Annotated in this window: 15 protein-coding genes and 1 pseudogene; 5 read left to right on the top strand and 11 right to left on the bottom strand. The window is 36.8% G+C overall.

Annotation, left to right across the window (positions count from 1 at the left end; translation table 11 throughout):
- Nucleotides 1-40: 40 nt before the first annotated feature.
- Nucleotides 41-355, top strand: a pseudogene (locus AY606_RS14540) (NAD-binding protein); the annotation flags it as partial.
- Nucleotides 356-593: 238 nt separating this feature from the next.
- A complete protein-coding gene (locus AY606_RS15970) occupies nt 594-1,007 on the top strand; it encodes a TM2 domain-containing protein (RefSeq protein WP_081408422.1) in 414 nt (137 codons plus the stop codon).
- Nucleotides 1,008-1,051: 44 nt separating this feature from the next.
- Here AY606_RS15970 and AY606_RS14550 read toward each other — a convergent pair whose 3' ends face one another.
- The 5 genes from AY606_RS14550 to AY606_RS14575 all read right to left on the bottom strand — a co-directional run bounded on the left by AY606_RS14550 (nt 1,052) and on the right by AY606_RS14575 (nt 7,374).
- Entirely contained in the window at nt 1,052-1,660 is a 609-nt protein-coding gene (locus AY606_RS14550; RefSeq protein ID WP_067870211.1) for a DUF805 domain-containing protein, read from the bottom strand.
- Between the two features lie 324 nt (nt 1,661-1,984).
- Entirely contained in the window at nt 1,985-4,330 is a 2,346-nt protein-coding gene (locus AY606_RS15975) for a DUF8371 domain-containing protein (RefSeq protein WP_249409264.1), read from the bottom strand.
- 62 nt (nt 4,331-4,392) lie between these two features.
- On the bottom strand, nt 4,393-5,409 hold the full coding sequence (locus tag AY606_RS16225) for a TniQ family protein (protein WP_155858230.1): 1,017 nt from the start codon (nt 5,407-5,409) through the stop codon (nt 4,393-4,395).
- Nucleotides 5,410-5,417: 8 nt separating this feature from the next.
- Nucleotides 5,418-6,869, bottom strand: coding sequence for a TnsB C-terminal domain-containing protein (locus AY606_RS16710; RefSeq protein WP_081408425.1), 1,452 nt, complete (start codon nt 6,867-6,869; stop codon nt 5,418-5,420).
- Nucleotides 6,870-7,107: 238 nt separating this feature from the next.
- Complete coding sequence (locus AY606_RS14575; RefSeq protein WP_067870213.1) at nt 7,108-7,374, bottom strand: hypothetical protein; 267 nt, start codon at nt 7,372-7,374, stop codon at nt 7,108-7,110.
- A gap of 161 nt (nt 7,375-7,535) precedes the next feature.
- On the opposite strand from AY606_RS14575, the gene AY606_RS14580 reads away from it, so the two are divergent.
- The gene (locus AY606_RS14580; protein WP_067870215.1) at nt 7,536-8,366 is read left to right on the top strand and encodes a hypothetical protein; all 831 of its coding nucleotides are present in this window, start codon (nt 7,536-7,538) and stop codon (nt 8,364-8,366) included.
- Between the two features lie 118 nt (nt 8,367-8,484).
- On the opposite strand, the gene AY606_RS14585 is transcribed toward AY606_RS14580, so the two are convergent.
- Entirely contained in the window at nt 8,485-8,727 is a 243-nt protein-coding gene (locus AY606_RS14585) for a transposase (RefSeq protein ID WP_067870217.1), read from the bottom strand.
- A 119-nt stretch (nt 8,728-8,846) separates the two neighbouring features.
- Here AY606_RS14585 and AY606_RS14590 point away from each other — a divergent pair, with 119 nt between their 5' ends.
- Nucleotides 8,847-9,077 carry a helix-turn-helix domain-containing protein gene (locus AY606_RS14590; protein ID WP_067870219.1) on the top strand — a complete coding sequence of 77 codons (231 nt, stop codon included), beginning with the start codon at nt 8,847-8,849 and terminating at the stop codon, nt 9,075-9,077.
- Here the strand turns inward: AY606_RS14590 and AY606_RS14595 are convergent.
- The 5 genes from AY606_RS14595 to AY606_RS14610 all read right to left on the bottom strand — a co-directional run bounded on the left by AY606_RS14595 (nt 9,058) and on the right by AY606_RS14610 (nt 17,352).
- Nucleotides 9,058-10,707, bottom strand: coding sequence for a UvrD-helicase domain-containing protein (locus tag AY606_RS14595; protein ID WP_067870221.1), 1,650 nt, complete (start codon nt 10,705-10,707; stop codon nt 9,058-9,060). The two genes, AY606_RS14590 and AY606_RS14595, sit on opposite strands and share 20 nt — an antisense overlap.
- Nucleotides 10,704-12,635, bottom strand: a complete 1,932-nt coding sequence (locus AY606_RS14600; RefSeq protein WP_067870223.1) for an ATP-dependent nuclease — start codon at nt 12,633-12,635, stop codon at nt 10,704-10,706. Before AY606_RS14600 ends, AY606_RS14595 begins: the two co-directional genes overlap by 4 nt.
- A 181-nt stretch (nt 12,636-12,816) precedes the next feature.
- Nucleotides 12,817-14,100 (bottom strand): ribonucleotide-diphosphate reductase subunit beta, encoded by a 1,284-nt coding sequence (locus AY606_RS14605; protein ID WP_067870225.1) that lies wholly within the window; start codon nt 14,098-14,100, stop codon nt 12,817-12,819.
- A 140-nt stretch (nt 14,101-14,240) separates the two neighbouring features.
- Complete coding sequence (locus AY606_RS16715) at nt 14,241-14,372, bottom strand: preprotein translocase subunit YajC (RefSeq protein ID WP_228259993.1); 132 nt, start codon at nt 14,370-14,372, stop codon at nt 14,241-14,243.
- A 133-nt stretch (nt 14,373-14,505) separates the two neighbouring features.
- Complete coding sequence (locus AY606_RS14610) at nt 14,506-17,352, bottom strand: ribonucleoside-diphosphate reductase subunit alpha (RefSeq protein WP_067870227.1); 2,847 nt, start codon at nt 17,350-17,352, stop codon at nt 14,506-14,508.
- 588 nt (nt 17,353-17,940) lie between these two features.
- On the opposite strand from AY606_RS14610, the gene bfmR reads away from it, so the two are divergent.
- Nucleotides 17,941-18,657, top strand: coding sequence for a response regulator transcription factor BfmR (gene bfmR, locus AY606_RS14615; protein ID WP_067870229.1), 717 nt, complete (start codon nt 17,941-17,943; stop codon nt 18,655-18,657).
- Nucleotides 18,658-18,670 lie beyond the last annotated feature (13 nt).

The following is an 18,670-nucleotide window of genomic DNA, read 5'->3' on the forward strand; positions in this document are numbered from 1 at the left end:
GTTATAAATTTGGTGTTGTTATTCATTATAGTAAAAATGATTGAAATCCAAAGGTGTAGATTTATCAGCTGCTTTGAACTGTATTAATCATTCCAGTGGCAAAAGCAGCATGTCTGAAAATATTATGGCGCAGCTGGTACTCAGTCGAAGTTTTGATAAAACCTTTGCTTTGGATTTGTTGCAAAAAGATATTGGCATTGCAGTTGATTTGATTCATGAGGAATCGTTGAATCTTCCAAGTATACATCTGATTCAGGAACAATTTGCGTTAATTGAAAAAGAGTCTGCGAGTCCACTGGATTTCTCTGCGGCCATACAAAGTTTGAAAAAGATCAATCAAATCGAATTGCGATAAATCTGTCACTCCTCAGCTTAAACTCTTTATTAAAAACTCGGATTGCAATGTCCGGGTTTTTGTTTGCAACGCTTTGTCATCAAGTTAATTAATGGGACTATTTCATTAAGTCGTTCAGTAAAGATGATCTGCTGCTATTGAATAGGATCAAAATTATGAACCTGTTGATATTTGTTTTAAATTTATTCAATTAAACCTATAATTTAAAAAGATAATATAAAGAATAGTAAGGACGTGTATGAAAGGGCAGATATTGGATTTTTCCATTCAGACCAATTCGGGAGTGATCAGTGGGGATGATCAAAACCGTTATCAATTTTCGGGGGCGCAGTGGCGTGGACAAATTCCACCTGCCCGAAGTCAAAAAGTTGATTTCAGCGTGGATGGAACAGGTCAGGCGAATGACATTTATGTGTTGAGTTCACCGTCTGTATTTCCCACCCAAGTGGGAGAAAAAAATAGAATTGTGGCTGCTATTTTAGCTTTTTTTCTCGGTGGTTTTGGTATTCATAAATTTTATTTGGGACAAATTGGCTGGGGAATTGTTTATCTTATTTTCTGCTGGACTTTCATTCCTGCTTTAGTGGCCTTCATCGAGTTTATTATTTATTTGTGTACTTCAGATGAAGAATTTGCCCGCAAATATGGTTAAGTGATTATTAAAAAAGGGCGCTATCGCCCTTTTTTTTGTCTGCTTTATTTGGCAGGTTGACCCCATTCATTCATTTCTTGCTTGGTTTCTGTTGCCAGCCAGACAATTAATAAAATGGTACCAATTAGAGGAATAAGCGCAATTAAGAACCACCAACCTGAACGGCCTGTATCATGTAAGCGTCGAACAGCTGCTGCAAGGCTTGGAATAAAGAGTGCCAATGCCGCAATTGCATAAAAGACAAATTCAGTACCGAGTATGGCATCAATGATTTGAGCAACAACTAAAATAATAAATTGAACCAAGGTAAAGAACCAGTATTCTTTACGACGAGCGCGCCCTGTAAAAGTCGCATAATTTTTTAAACATTTTACAAACCAGTCAATCATGTTGAATTGTTCTTCAGCTTTATTCTGATCTGAAATTTTGTCTAATTGGTTGGAAATATTTTGTACAGGGTTGCTGTGACCTAATGCGGTAAAGATTTGAATTGCACTGCCTGTATTATCAATATCAAAATCTACTCGATCGCCACGAGTAGGTGGACGTTGTCCTCGCCATTCTGCACCGATAAAATTATAACGGTTCTGGTCATCGCCACTGATGATGCCGCTGTTGTTCTGGATTGAAAAATCCAAAATACTTCCTTTCATTGTAACCTCTGTGATTTTATAGGTATTAAGTTATAAATTTGGTGTTGTTATTCATGATTCATAATAGCAGAAATGATTGAAACTTAAACTTATTATTTGTTTTTAAGCTACTGTATTAGCAACGTTTTTATTCCTAATAAAAATCCCGCTACAGGAGCGGGATTTTTGAATCTCGTCACGCGACACAAGGTTTGTCATTTCGAGATTTTTAAAGTCAATAACTTAGAAAGCATTGCGATACATGATGACAAGAATCAGCGACACAACCTCTGTCAATTTTTTGATAAAACGACACAACCTGTGTCAATTTCTGAAAATGTGTTTTCAAAGTATTGTTCTATTGCAGTCTATGACCATTATTTTAATTTTACCTTCCTGAGCTGATCGATTATTTAGTACCAACATTTCTTGCAGTTGTTGGGGGGTAGTTGGTTTAGGTTTGCCTCTTCCTGGTGTTTTTAATTTTTTATTATCAGATCTATCACCAAACCAGAATACTAGGTAAATACCTCTACCTTCGGCTCTCCAATCAGAGGAGTATAATTTATTAAGTTGATTGTCAGCTCCAGTCCAAAGGGCAGGATGCCACTGGCCTTTTATTTCGATTGGTAGGCGAAGTTTGCCTACAGCACAGGTAATATCAACTTCTTTATCATCTGCTACATGTGCTTCAGGTTCATATGTAATTGTATTATCACCTTGGCGAACTAAACCAATTAAATGATCTCTGCATCGCTCTTCATCAAAAGGCTTGCCTTGATCATTGAAAAAACCACGCCAAGATTCAGCGTCATCACTTTTAACTTTTGCTTGAACAATATTTAATTCTTCCATTACAAAAACTTGCAAATCAATAATTGTTTGAGGAAGTTGATCATTAGTAATTGCTTTAATTGATTGAAGGGTGGGAATAGAGTAGAAGCTTTCAGCTCGCATTTGTTTTTGTTCAAATAGCATTGCTTTGATTACATCAGTGTAATCATCAGGGGATGAGTCTTTAAGTTTCTGAAGTACATCACAGGCTTGATCACTATGATTTTTTGCTAATTGTTGAATAATATTGATTATAAATTCAGAAGCATCCCATGCATTTCTATCACCGCCTGAAACACCAGTAGGATGACCTACATTAGGATAGAGCTTTCGAAAAGTTGAAATAGTCCATGAAAATAGATCAATATTTAATATAGTCTGTGATTTATTCTTTCTATATTTTCCATCAAGACGATCTCTAAGCTTCCATATTAAATCTGCATCAATAGGGTGAGATTCCAGCCTTTTTACTGTCTGGTTGAAATCAACGATAAGGTTGATTGCTACCCAATTTAATTGTCGTTCATCATTCGTTATGATTTTATAAGTTGGGATTAGCTCACGTATAGCATCAAATTGACCTGTTCGAATTAAACAATCTAAAAGTTCAGTTTCAATGTTTATAGGCATGTCTGGATAGTTTTTTAGCCATTTTTTGGCTAATTCAACACTAATATTAGTGGTTTCAGCCATTCTCATTAAACGTGATAACCCATCTATATATTCAGATCTAGCTTGAAACTGTGGTTCATAAAAAGTTTTTAATGCTTCTAAAAAAATTCCTCTTTGTTGAATTTCATTTTCAATAATTTCAAAAATACTTGGTATACCAGCATGTGTATCGTGACGAATATAGAGTAATGAGTAATATCCAGCCAATAATCTTTCATTAGGGAGATCGGCTAAGCCTTTTTCTTTTCTAATACGTTCTGCTATAGCAACAATTAAAATATGACTAGCCTCGTAAAACTTTCCTTGAGGTAAAATATTTGCAATATCCTGTGCAGTAACTTTTGGTGGATTTTGCATTAGAAAAGCTTCGAAACCTTCCATACATACTTCTGATATATCAATTCCTATCCAATCAGAAATACGCTGATGAGCAGGTGTTTCTTTACTGATATCTGAAAACTGCTGTAGGTACACTTTTGCAGGTTTGAGTATCACACCATACTCACCTTGGCGCAATCGTTCAGTATTTTGAATATAGAATGATCTTTGCTCAGATCGAGAAACTGATCTTTTATCTTCTATTTGTTTTTTTTGCTTTAGTTCTTGAATTTCCCAATCTGCTAATTTTCTAATCGCAATTTGATCAAGCCAATTTCTATTATTTTGATTATTAACAGTAAATGGTAGAGCTGTTTCTCGTACATCTTTCCCAATTTCACCATCGTGATGCGTTAATTGAACAAGCTCTTTCCATCGATCATCATTTTGATCTTCTTCATATAATCTTTTAAGTAATGAGATTATGTCTTCTGATGTGACGGATAAACCTTTAGAGCAATGATGAAGTAAATAATCCTTTTGCCATATATTTTTTTCACTGGGTCTTTTGAATAAAACAAGGGCTTGAATAGCCTGTCTCAAACCATGATTTTTTCTAAAAAATTCTGCTAGTTGGTTAATATATTCATCATTATATCCAAAGGTATTGTGGAATGGCTCAAGCCAATTCCAAAGTTTTTCTGCTGAAATATCATAATTTTCTAAAAATCTTAAAATTAAGTGGTAGGCAAAATTTTTAGCTTCATTTTTAATTTCTGAATCACTAGAGATATCTATTATTTTGATTCGAGAAACAAAAAAGTTTAGGACATTTTCAATTTGCTTTTTAGGGAGATTCTTTTGCAAGTACCATAAGGGTCCAATTATATGATCACTCATTTCTAAGTGAGATATCGCAAGACTAGCAATCAACTCATCATTGGTTTTGTCGTAACCAGTATACTAGCAATATATCCTTTATAGAGTTCTTTCTCACCAAGGTTTAAATAGTCACTATCTATCAATTTCTCAAGCTCAAAGCGAGAAACATTTAAGATCAGTTTTATTTCATAATTTCTAAGTTCTCTAGAAATACTCTTTTGAGTAATTTTGTACTCTGATGAATTTTTTTCAGTGATCTCAATATGTTTTGTGAACAGTTGTTCATGCTTTAGAAAAGGTAATAATTGAATCCGAGGGTGAGAATACTCACTTTTACTATTAATAGTTTCACTTAATTTTGATGCTGAAATGTCAGGGTCAGAAAAATATTCATATACTTTAGAAAAAATATTTTCATTTGTGTTGGATCTATCCGATTTTAAAAAATCATTAAAAGCTTTCCAACATGATGCAAACTCTCTAAACAGCTCCTTTGAACTATGAATAAGCATATTAATAAACCAATAGACACTTTTCATTGACTCTGCTTTCCGTATCGGTGCTTTATCTAATTTAAAACCGCAGCTCGAACAGTTTCGAACCCCTGATTTTGGGATAAGATAATGTTTACACCGAGGACAAGAGTAAATTAACAAACAAGAATGTATTGGACATGCGTGTATTGGTTTTAGTGTCCATAATTTTCTAAGATAAGCTTTTTCAGAAAGGCAGATAGGACAGTAACGTAAATATTCAAGTTCTATTAACTCATAAGGAACTTCAATTGCTCCAATAATTATTGGAGATCTATAGGTTGACTTTGATCTTTCAAAAGCTAGAAATTTATAAGAACTATCAAGATTTAATGCTTTTAAGACTAAGATGAAGCGAGTCATATCAGTGATATGATAATTTAAAGAATGACGGATGATAGATTTGTATTTTTCTTTTCCTATTAAATTGAAAATAGAACTATGTGCATTGAGTTCAGCCGTTCTTAACAAGAAGCTCATTGGTGATTCGTCTTCATAAGGCATTGCTTGCATTAAAAGGGAATTTTGCATAATTCTGCCTATTTCATTAATGAAATGATTTGCGAATAGTTCATTTCGAATGGATTTTTATTTTGTTTGCTGATGTATGACGTTATGCCTAACTTCCAGGCATAGCTGAAATCGTTGGGATTAATGATTTGCCTGTTATCGTTTAAAGCATGCGCAATACTTTCCCTAATAAGGCTCATTACGTATGAGTGAAAGCCTTTCGTAGCTAATTGAATTTGCATGCCAATAAGTTGACTATCTAGCGCAGGGAGGAAAGTGATATTTTGCTTATTAAGTATTCTTGCAACTTCAGAGAGAAACAGAAATATGCTCCTGCTATTGTTTGAAGGATCAACTGTTAAAGGGTTTAGCTGATAGATGAATGGGAACCTGCGTGCAATTTGGCTATCAACTTGGAGCAGGGGTACAAACTCAGGTAAACCCACTAAACAAAAACTAATACCAGTTCTGTTTACTAGAGTTTTAAGCCAATTTCCTGTAGTCCGATTCATCCTTGTAGACGTGGGTTTACGCTCAAATAGATGGTGGAATTCATCTAAGAATATAAGCTTGGTTTCGCACTGTGCGAGTAAATAAATAAGCCTGCTAGTTAAGTATTCAGTAGTACCATATCCATTTTCATAAGTAGGATCACCAAGCTCTCTGAGCATCGTTATTGCTAATGATTTAACTGTCCCTGGCAGTTTCTGAAGAATTCCATGGGTGAGGGTGTTAAAAAAACGTTCTATATGCGGCTTGTTATTTGGCGTACCTACCTGAGATGGTGTTAAGGTAATTTTAAGCTGATCACATACCCTCGCCAATGAGTTGTTTTTAAACTCAACCCCATTATCGGGAATAATGATACTTGGTATTCCTCCAGGTAGACCAAGAGTGGGCCGAGTTACCATCTCTTTAATAACAGCTAATGTCGTTGCTGCGCTTGGTGGATACATATTGATATATGTACCGACAATCGCTCTAGAGTAAAGTAGCTGAGAAATCTCTGGTTCACTTGGTAAATCTATGTGATCTATGAGTTTAAAGGTGATATTAATTGAGTGCAGTAGATCAGAAAGTATTGTAAATCGGTTCAAATCATCAGTTGATAAGGATGCTATGGATGGTTTGATTTCATGAACTTCGTAAAGATTTTCTTTTGTTTGAACTAAAAAATCTGGGTAACAATACTGTTCATCGGTAATTAAAATTTTTAAAGCTTGTGAGCGATAATTTGTGATGTTGGGATCTTGTTCTAAACGTATCGCATGAGCTAGTTCAAGACGGCTTTCTAGTGGTATAGCACCACAACACTTTTGACTAGGAAATAGGGAAGTTCGACGGCCAAAAGAGCCTTGATAAATCTTACGTTGACCATGGATAGTAGAAGCTATATTAGCTGTGGTTTCAAAAGCATCTTTGATCTGTTGAAGAATATTCTGTTGGTTTTCTCTTTTTGAACATATAGTCTTATAAGACATATTTGTATCTCCCAGCATTCTCTCATTCTTAATAAAGAAATGAGAATAAGAGGATTCAACGCTATTCAAATTGAATAACGGCTACTTGACTGGTGACTTTATAGGGAAGATACTATGATTTCTGACGTCTCTGTATCTTTATATAGAGTCATCAACGGATCCTTTAAGGGTCCGTTTTTTATTGATTTTTAGTTTAGTTTTTCATGATGACTCCATAATAATTTTGAAGAATGAAAATTTAGTGGTTATGGTTCGGATCTAAAGATAAGTTTCTTTGATTTGCTAGCCATGTAGCAACATCTTTTACTAACGCATATTTTCCACGACGATTTGGGAAAGTGAAAATAGGAATAGGAACAGTTTTACGTGTTAATGCTTGTCGGAATGCTTCGGAGGATTTATAACCTAAAGCGATTCGTAAAGTATCATCGGCCATTAGGGGGCCATAACGATCGAAAAGCTCTTTTTCTATTGTTGCAGCCTCAACTATGAATTGGGTTTCCATTGTGTTCCTAGTAGTAACCTGTCACAAAAAAAAGCTTATACCTGTGTGTAGGGGCATACAAGTTGAATAAATTACTAAACTTTTTCCGAAAATATTTTTTTAAGTATTTGAGATTTATATATTAAATATATTTTCTGTAGGTTTTGTTTGGAAAAAAGAATATGGAAAAAACTAGAATAAATAAGAGGGATGATATAGATGTCCAGCGAGTAGTCTTGTGGTATTCATACATAGAGCATTGCTTGAGAAAAACAGTACCTTCTGAAATAGCTAGAGTAATTGAACCTCATAAGATTAGAGTGCATGAAGGTTATATAATTGATAATGATAGAAAATGGCGAAACTATAAAAAGGGCCTAAATGTTCCTAATCCTAAGCTTATAGAGAAAGCAGAATCAATAGTACCTGGAAGCTCAATGATGATTAATCATATCCTTTGGCAAACTATGAGAGATTCAATGCCAATAGATGTGCTGTTACAGGAAAGGGTAGGGAGATTATCTTGGAAAGTTCAGCGCCTACTTTATGTGCATAATAAATATGATGAGAGTAAGAAATTAGTTTCAAGTTTATCGAAAAAAAAATTAATGCAATTGGAGCGCTTAGCTGGATTAGATGCTTTGGCAGCACAGATTATTTTTCTTCGAGTTGGTATTGTTCAGAATGAAAATGTTTTAAATATTTTTAGATCAATTTATCGAACTTTACTTATTATTTGTACCGAAATTCCATTCTTTTATCACTGTGAAAGTCTAATTGTATTAATGAATTCATACGTTTTTTCATTAATTGAACCTCGATCTGCAATACTGGATAAAAGAGTTGAAGATTTCACTAGAAACGTAAAAACTTTAATTAATCTATTATTGGCAATGGAAGATGCAGGCTTAGTAGGTTTTACTAGAAAAGAGGGAATTAGACTATTATCGGATTTTTTGAGTGATTCAAAAGTTCTGAATCTTTTTGGAGAGTCTAACCCTTTGGTAAAATAAGTAATTTAAAATATTTAGAATGTAAACTATTTAAGCTAATTTACATTCGAGATTTTGATAAGAATAAAATGATGCACTAAGGGAGATATGAGGCATATAAGGGGTAGTCAAAATGCCGTTACATTTCTAGGCGCTTTGAAAGTTTTTCTTCAGCATACATTTGTTTGAGAGCTAAATTCTCTTGTTCCAATCTATCTAAGCGAATCAAAATTTGCTCATTAATATCTATATAGCTTGCTTTCCAGCGATAGAAAGTTGCGACACTGATTTTGTACTCTTCGCAAATCTGTTCGATAGTTGCACCTGCTAAATTCTTTTTAACAATACTGTTGATTTTAGCTACAGAAAATTTTTGCTTCACAGTGAATTCCTAGACTATCGTTCAATGATTATCCAAAAGAAAAAATTCAGTAAACAGATAGGGTTAAATTAATGAATATCCTATTTTGGGATATTTTTAATTGTAACTGATATTGAGCCATGCGCTCAATACACGATCCTAGGTATCAAGACCTAATAAAGAAACTTATAGAACTTCGTGAGTCTAAAAATGTGACTCAGGTTGAGCTTGCACGTCGTTTGAATAAACCACAATCGTATGTTTCCAAAGTTGAAATTTTGGAAAGACGTTTAGATGTTATTGAACTTTGTGATTGGCTTAATGCAATACATGTAAAAATCACGGATTTTATTACCCAACTCGATAATTGAAGAATTCATCATGAGTACTTCGACTTGTTTTCCATCTATAAGGAGGTGAGTCAAGTCGACGTTCTGCACTTTCAGTAAGAATTAATCTTTCCTTAGCTCTAGAAATACCAACAAAAAAAGCACACCTTTCTTCTTCCAATTTTCCCCAAAAGGTTTCATTTTCAATACCAAGCAGTATGACTGAGTGAAATTCGAGTCCTTTACTTTTATGAATAGTTAAAAGCTTCACTGTTTCATCATGTCCGAAAGAATTCAGAGCTTTTAATAAATCGGCTTCTTGGCTTAAAAAATCATTTATTATTTTTTTTAGTCGCTGAATAACATCTATTAAATAAGATTTAGATTCATATTCTGGTGAAAGAGCTACTAAAGTTGATAAACCCAAGTGCTTCAACAAAGCTCTAATAGCATCTATCCAAGATTTAATTGGTGGTTCATAGTCGGTTGCTAAAAACTTATTCTTTTGTTCTTTAAAAAACTGATTAAAATTTCTAAGAATAGAAATACGTGTTTGTTCGTTAATTTCGAAAGGGGATAATAAGTTATTTAGTTTGGTCCATGCTTTTGGATTTCTGGGTCCATATAAACACAGTAAATAATCAATAATTAAACTTGCAACAGGTTCGGTTGAAATATCTTGTATGTTTTGCTCATTTCTAAACGGGATGTCTTTAGCTTTGAGTGCAGTCATCAAGTCACATGCATAATGTTCTATTTGCTTTGATACTAATATGGCAATGTCTGAGGGCAGAATATGTTCTTCTATAATCCACGTTTGGATTAAATTTGATAAGTACTCAGCTTCATCTGAACTATTATTAAAACTTTCGTGAAGAATGGAACCTTGATTACCAACAAGTAAATCTTCTGCCATTACAGAATTTGGATCTAAATTTCGAATAATTTCATTTTGTAGTCGTAATAGTTTTGGTTTTGAACGAAAGTTGCGATACATGTTTAATGGCTGTGCATTAAAATCAGCACTGAATCTTAAAAATATACCATCTAGGGCACCAGCCCATCCCATAATTTTTTGTTTAGTATCTCCAACAGCTATTAATTTAATATTTGAATCATAAAACATGACTTTAATAAGCTCATATTGCGTATCAGTACAGTCTTGAAACTCATCTAAAAATACATCTGAATAAGTTTGTAATATTGATTCTCTTACAATACTTGAACTATTGATAATCTGTAGTGCAAAAGGTACAAGAGAGTCAAAATCAATTTGCTTTTTATGTATTCGTTGTGTACCAACGGAGTAATTGGGTTCTAATTTGTCTAAGCCAGTCAATAAAACTCGATACTTATCAATTATTCGTTTAGCAAACGCATGAAAGGTAAAACTATCAAAGCGTCGAGCTAGATTTGAACCACATCTAAGCTGGACTCTTTCCTTTAAATTGCTACTGGCATCTTTTTTAAAAGAAATTGCTAATATCCTTTTAGGATAAGGACATACTCCAGTTCGTAATAGAAAATCAGCTTTTTGTGCTAACATTTCTGTTTTACCAGCACCCGGTCCAGCTGTTAAGGCAAGTGAGTGGTGCTGTTCCTTTGCTGCAATTAATGCATTCGGTTCTAAAGTTAAATTATTCGATGGAATCCATAACTCAGGTTTAATCATTCTGGAATGCTCTCCAATATCTCTTTCACTTTAAGTGCTAAATTGATATAAGCTTGAGGCATATTTGATTTCAGGTCTTCTTCGCTGATATTTGATAATCCGTCAATATGAGCAGCTGGTTTACTCCCGACTTTAAAATGAGAGTGGTAAGTATCAAATAGTTCCAGTTCTTCAACTGAATATTGATTTGCACCAAAATGACTTTTCCCTAAAACTGAATTAATTGTTTTTTCATCAGGAGTTTCTTTTTCTACTTCGTAAGCATCAGGGAAAGCTAAGAGCATTGAAAAATCTAAATCGAGAGGGGCTGAGAAAAATATATTTCTATCCTCAAGTGCATGGAAGATGCTTATTTCTTCACCCTCATAACAGTAAGAATGATATGTGAGAACGGGGTAAGTATCATCTTTCCAATTAGGTATAGTCCATGATGTCGGTAATATTTTTTCTGGTTCGAATTCTTTTAATTTATCATTAACATATTTAATCCTTCCCCAGCCAGCTTGATACCGTCCAACATCTAAATCAAGTAATGTTACATACGGTATTTCTAGTGTCGATAATAAGCGCCAAAAATGATTAACATGTCTTCCCCCTAGAGGTGTAATGCATATTGCTGATTCGTCAACAGGTAGCTCTAGTGCTTCAAATAGTTTAGGTAATACTATTTCTTCACTATCTCCTTCACCTAATACAACTAAACGTGCAAAATAAATCTCTGGGAAAGCTTGAACAGCTTCTCGAACAAATTTGTGTGCTTCATCAGCTATTTTAGGCAGAGTAACAGTTTTAATATTAGTTGAACGAGATTCTGAGTTTAAACGTAAATATCTAATTTTCTCTGGAGCGACGCGTCTTAATATGGATGGGGCATGTGTTGCAATTAGGGCTTGTGTATCATTACCTAATAATTTTTTAAGTACATTACTTATTCTCCCTAAATAGTGAGGAGACAAACTATTCTCAGGTTCTTCTATTAGAATTAGACTGAATACCGGTGGATTTAATTTGTCTATATCGAATGCTGTTTCTTCTCCAGAAATTACATCTCGATTAAGTGTTATAGAAGATAGGACTAAGGAGAGGTAAAGCATTGATTTTTGACCATCACTTAATCTGGAATAGTCAACGTTTTTCTCACCGTGACCTGGTGAAAATGAAATAGACATGTGTTTCAACAAAGCTTCAACTTCTGAATTACCGAATGAGAGTTGAGGCTTTGTAAAGAATTTCCCAGTATGTAAGTAACCCCAACTTTCATCTAACTTTGTACAAAGAGATGAGATGGAGGAGTTACCTGTAATACAGGAGTTGATTTGTTCAGATAATGAATTTATGTTTTCTCTTTCAGTATCCCAATTTATTGAGCGTAATAATCTGCCTAGTAAAGCATTTGTACCAAAGCCTATGTGATTTGATGGATCACGTCTTGCGGGAAGATAGTGAGCTTGTATCTGATTTCGATCAGAACGAGGTACTAATGTTTTAGTAATAGGTTCACTATTTTCATCAACGTCTAAAATATAGTAAAGATTTTCTTCGATATCATCATTTATACCCATAGTAGCTTCTAGACGATAGCGGATTCTAGGAGTTTCTTCTCCCGTATCTAATCGCATTTGATTAAAAAATTCAGGAATTGTAGGATGTTCGCCTTCATCTAGTAATTCTGGAAATATGAAGTTTGCTTCAATCCAAAGTATTCTTTCATCAGGAGGTGTTTCCTCACTTGAACTAATATGAAAATCAGATTTTAGAATTCTTTTTAGGTTTGGATCAAAACCGAATAATCTGGAAATAGCCTGCAAGGTAGAAGTTTTTCCAGAACCATTTGGTCCTATTAAATAGCTAATATCTTCAAATGTAATTTCAGTTGGTTCTTGTCCAAATGATTGAAAATTACTAATTCTTAATGTATCTAATCTCATCTAATTATTACCCCCTAATATTATTTTTAATAAAAAGGCTGATATACATGAGTAATATCAGCCTTAAGTTCTATAATTTTTTAAATTATATAAACAGTTTTTTATGACAAACAATGCGTCGTCTTATGACAAACAATGTGTCGTTTTTGACAAACCTTGTGTCGTATGACGAATCTTTAAATTACCAGCTTAACGCGCCACCCGTTTGGTAGTCTGTTACGCGAGTTTCAAAGAAGTTTTTCTCTTTACGCAAGTCCATCATTTCTGACATCCACTGGAATGGGTTGTTTACACCAGCGAATTGTTCAGGCAAGCCAAGTTGTGCTAAACGACGGTTTGCAATGAACTTCAAGTATTCTTCCATCATTGCAGCATTCATGCCCAATACACCGCGTGGCATGGTGTCACGTGCGTATTCAATTTCAAGCATTGTCCCTTCCAGAATCATTTGAATGATTTCTTCTTGGAATTCAGCTGTCCATAGAGCAGGGTTTTCATTCTTGATTTGGTTAATCATGTCGATACCAAAGTTCAAGTGCATAGATTCATCACGCAGGATGTACTGGAATTGCTCGGCAACACCATTCATCTTGTTACGACGACCCATAGATAGAATTTGGCTGAAACCACAGTAGAAGAAGATACCTTCAAGTACACAGTAGAATGCGATCAAGTTGCGAAGCAAGATTTGGTCGTTTTCAGGTGTACCCGTTTTGAAAGTAGGATCACATAAAGATTGAGTATATTTCAAGCCCCAAGCTGCTTTACGCGCGACTGACGGTACTTCACGGTACATGTTGAAGACTTCGCCTTCATCCATACCTAAAGATTCGATACAGTATTGGTAAGCGTGAGTATGAATTGCTTCTTCAAATGCTTGACGCAAGATGTACTGACGGCATTCAGGGTTGGTAATGTGACGGTAAATCGCCAATACCAAGTTGTTTGCAACCAATGAATCGGCAGTCGAGAAGAAACCGAGCGAGCGCATGACAATCGTACGTTCATCTTCGGTTAAGCCATTTTCAGACTTCCAAAGCGCGATGTCATGGTTCATGTTTACTTCTTGCGGCATCCAGTGGTTGGCACAACCGTCAAGATACTTCTGCCAAGCCCATTCGTATTTGAACGGAACAAGCTGGTTCAAGTCAGCACGACAGTTGATCATGGCTTTATCATCAACTTGCACGCGCTGTGCGCCCATTTCAAGCTCTTCCAAGCCTGGCGCAACATCAAGTGTTTCTAAGGCAGCAGATGCTCTTGCCAACGAATCGGCTGAATGTTTTGTTCCACCTTGACTGGTTCTAGCGGATTGTGCAGCACCCAAATCCGACGCTGGTGGTTGTGCATCAGATACCACTTGTGTATGAGTCGCTTTTTGCGGCTCGACGGGCGCAGACTTGAGTTCAGGTGCAGCCGGTTTTTGCGAATCATCTTCGAAATCGTCCCAACTTAGGATAGACATATCAATTCTCTCTTCGATGCTTATATCTGTTATCTGACATCTCACAAACGAAGATGTCTACTATACGCTTATTACGTGTAAGCAAAATTAAGTTTTGCCGATGAAAGCACTAAACTTGTTCGATAGAGCAGATACCCACACTACTTATTTTGCTTACGCTGTTGTGCTCGAACCTTAACGAATGCATAGGTCAGAGGTACGTAAAAACAAACAATAAAGGAAATCACCAGAACAATAAGTCCTAACATATAGTTATGGGTCATATGGAGCATGGTCTTTTCCTTTATTCTTTTTTAATTTCTGGAATCCCCTAAATCCCTCATGTGCAAAAGGGGACTTACATCCAGTCATTTGCTTCGAGGAATCCCCCTCCTTTTAGGAGGGGTTAGGGGAGGTTATGAAGCCTTATTGACAAGCTTCACAATCTGGATTGTCAATTGAACATGCCAATGGCACTGGCGCTGCTTGAGCAAAATCATCTTCAGCTACAATCGCAGCTTCTGGTTGCTTGGCAGCTTCCACTACCGCAACGGGTGCGCTGGTGATAACAGCTGGGCCCATATTTGATTTTACTGCGTTCAATGCACCGGTATTAATGGTCGATTTCTCTGTAGAAGTCGCACCCAATGCACGAAGGTAATAAGTGGTTTTAAGGCCACGCAACCACGCCATTTTGTACGTCATATCCAGTTTCTTACCATTTGCACCAGAGATGTAAAGGTTAAGAGACTGTGCCTGATCGATCCATTTTTGACGACGTGATGCAGCATCAACAATCCAGCGTGGCTCAACTTCAAACGCAGTCGCGAAGATGGCTTTAAGCTCTTCAGGAATGCGCGAAATCTTCTGAACAGAACCTTCAAAGTGTTTAAGGTCGTTCACCATCACAGAATCCCAAAGGCCGCGATCTTTTAACGCACGTACCAGGTACGGGTTGATCACTGTGAATTCACCAGAAAGGTTCGATTTCACATACAGGTTCTGGAACGTTGGTTCGATTGACTGAGAAACACCACAAATGTTCGAGATGGTTGCAGTTGGAGCAATCGCCATCACGTTCGAGTTACGCATACCGTCTTTTTGAACTTTGCTACGTAAAGTATCCCAATCCAGACGAGTAGTACGATCCACTTCGAACATGCGTTCTGGACGTGATTTCGCAACGATGTCTAAAGAGTCGATTGGCAAGATCCCTTGATCCCAAAGTGATCCTTTAAATGTCTCGTACGTACCACGTTCAACAGCCAAATCGCTTGAGGTTGTAATTGCGTAGTAAGAAATCACTTCCATCGATTCATCGGCAAAATCAACAGCCGCATCAGAACCGTAAGCCAGGTTCATTTCATATAAAGCATCCTGGAAGCCCATGATGCCCATACCCACTGGACGATGCTTCATGTTTGAAGTACGTGCTTGTGGTACAGCGTAGTAGTTGATGTCGATTACGTTATCAAGCATACGAACAGCAGTTTTTACTGTACGCGCCAGTTTTTCACGATCTAAAACACCGCCTTGAACGTGTTGAACCAGGTTGATTGAACCCAGGTTACATACCGCAATTTCATCTTCACTGGTGTTCAAGGTAATTTCTGTACACAAGTTAGATGAATGTACTACGCCCACGTGTTGTTGTGGTGAACGCAAGTTACATACGTCTTTGAATGTGATCCAAGGATGACCGGTTTCAAACAACATAGACAGCATTTTGCGCCACAAATCTTTTGCACGAATCACTTTGTGCAACATGTTTGTTTCTTTGGCAATGCTTTCGTAGTAAGCATAACGTTCAGCGAATTTTGCACCCATTAAATCATGCAGATCAGGCGTTTCAGACGGAGTGAACAAAGTCCAGTCGCCATCTTCAAAGACACGTTGCATGAACAAGTCTGGAACCCAGTTTGCAGTATTCATGTCGTGTGTACGGCGACGGTCATCACCGGTATTTTTGCGCAGTTCCAGGAATTCTTCGATGTCCAGGTGCCAAGTTTCAAGGTATGCACACACTGCACCTTTACGTTTACCACCTTGGTTTACAGCTACTGCAGTATCGTTGGCCACTTTAAGGAACGGAACAACACCTTGTGATTTACCGTTTGTGCCTTTGATGTATGAGTTCAAGGCACGAACTGGTGTCCAGTCATTGCCTAAACCACCTGCCCATTTAGACAACATTGCGTTATCACGCATTGCGCCATAAATGTTGTACAGGTCATCACCAATGGTGGTTAAGTAACAGCTAGACAACTGCGGACGTAAAGTGCCAGAGTTAAATAGGGTAGGTGTTGACGCCATGTAGTCGAAGCTAGACAACAAGTTGTAGAACTCGATGGCACGATCTTCACGGTTTTCTTCATTTAACGACAGACCCATTGAAACGCGCATGAAGAACAATTGCGGTAATTCAAAGCGGATGCCATTTGAGTGAATGAAGTAACGGTCAAATAATGTTTGTAGACCTAAGTATGTGAACTGGTTTGAGCGTTCTGGTTGAATCGCTGCTGCCAGTTTCGCAAGGTCAAAGTTAAGCAGTTCCGGAGAGATAAGTTCAAGCTCGATCCCTTTCTTCAAGAAAGTTTCTAAAGCATCGCCTTCGTTGGTCTCGGTAGATAGACCCAAGAACTCTAAACCTGTAGCAACCAAGTTGTCACGCAGTAAACGTGCAGTCACATACGTATAGTTAGGTTCTTGTTCGATACGGGTACGGGTTGCCATCATCATTGTTGTCGCGATGTCTGACTCTTTTACGCCGTTATATAAGTTCTTGATGGTTTCATCGACGATCGCTTGAACATCAATACCTTCCAGACCTTCAGCCGCTTTTTCCACATGTGCTTGTAGCGCAGCCAAGTCAAGCGGTTGAAGCTGACCATTTGCAGCAGTTACTTGTAAAGTCGGGTGATGGTGTGCACCGAGTTGTTTACGCGCATCAGCACGTTGGTCGCGGTAGATGACATACGCACGTGCAACTTTCTGTTCACCGGTACGCATAAGCGCAAGTTCAACTTGGTCTTGAATTTCTTCAATGTGAATCGTGCCACCTGACGGTAAACGACGGCTAAAAGTATTCATTACCATTTCAGTAAGTTGTTCTATACGGTCATGAATACGGCTTGAATCAGCGCTTTGTTGACCTTCTACAGCCAGAAAAGCTTTACCTATCGCAACAGAAATTTTTTCTGCATCAAAAGTAGCAACATCACCGGTGCGTTTAATCACCTGAAGTTGACCAGGAATTGAAGTGATTACGCTCATGTGGGCATAGCTCCATTGTCATCTATTGTTATGTGTGAGGACCATTTGAACTGGACGAAATCTCATCTCAGTGTTTGAGGAATAAACACAAGAACTAGTGGTTTAAAATCGAATTGAACACAAGATACGGGAAAAATGAGCTTAGATCAATATTGACATTTTAGTAAAAATTTTTCTATTTCTTCGCAATATCTCATTGCAAAAAAATCTCTATTTTTATGTTTCTTGTATAAGCCTGATTAGACAGGGGTCTAGCATAACAAAGCTCGAATTAAGTGCTTATAGATAACCTTGTGGATAAGTTAAAAGAGTGCGATTAATTACTCATATTCTGAACAAAATGGCAAAATGTATATAAATACATCATTTTGTAACAATATATATCAGAAAGATAGCTAAAACGTGCATTACAGTTGAAATTATCAATTAATTCAACGTTTAATAAAAATATAACAAAAAGCTACTTTGATGTATCAGTTTGGTGAATGCCATCTTGTTTACAATGTAAACGTGTGTATATTGCTGTGTATATTGAAGCGTATCCACAGGATTTTTAAGGATACCTTAATCCATATAAAGGGGCATTTTATGAGCCAAGAAGAAAAGTTACCTAAAATTTTAATTGTTGAAGACGATGAACGTCTTGCACGTTTGACTCAAGAATACCTGATTCGTAATGGATTAGAAGTTGGGGTAGAGCCTGACGGTAATCGTGCAATCCGTCGTATTATTGCTGAACAACCAGACCTGGTGGTGCTGGATGTGATGTTGCCAGGTGCCGATGGTTTAACCATTTGTCGTGAAGTTCGTCCACATTATCATCAACCGATTTTGATGTTGACTGCACGTACCGAAGATATGGACCAAGTTTTGGGTCTGGAAATGGGTGCAGATGACTATGTTGCTAAACCTGTTCAGCCACGCGTTCTCTTGGCGCGTATCCGTGCATTATTGCGCCGTACCGATAAAGTACCTGAAGATGAAGTTGCGCAACGTATCGAGTTCGATGACCTTGTGATCGATAACGGTGGTCGTTCGGTAACTTTGAATGGCGAGTTGGTTGACTTCACCAGCGCTGAATATGACCTGTTGTGGTTGTTGGCTTCAAATGCCGGGCGCATTTTATCTCGTGAAGATATTTTTGAGCGTCTGCGTGGGATTGAATACGATGGTCAGGACCGTTCAATCGACGTGCGTATTTCACGTATCCGTCCAAAAATTGGTGATGATCCGGAAAATCCGAAACGTATTAAAACAGTACGTAGTAAAGGCTATTTGTTCGTTAAAGAAACCAACGGTCTTTAATAGTTGTACCTAA

Origin of the sequence: Acinetobacter sp. SFB (genome assembly GCF_001647545.1) — a bacterium.
Taxonomy (GTDB): domain Bacteria; phylum Pseudomonadota; class Gammaproteobacteria; order Pseudomonadales; family Moraxellaceae; genus Acinetobacter.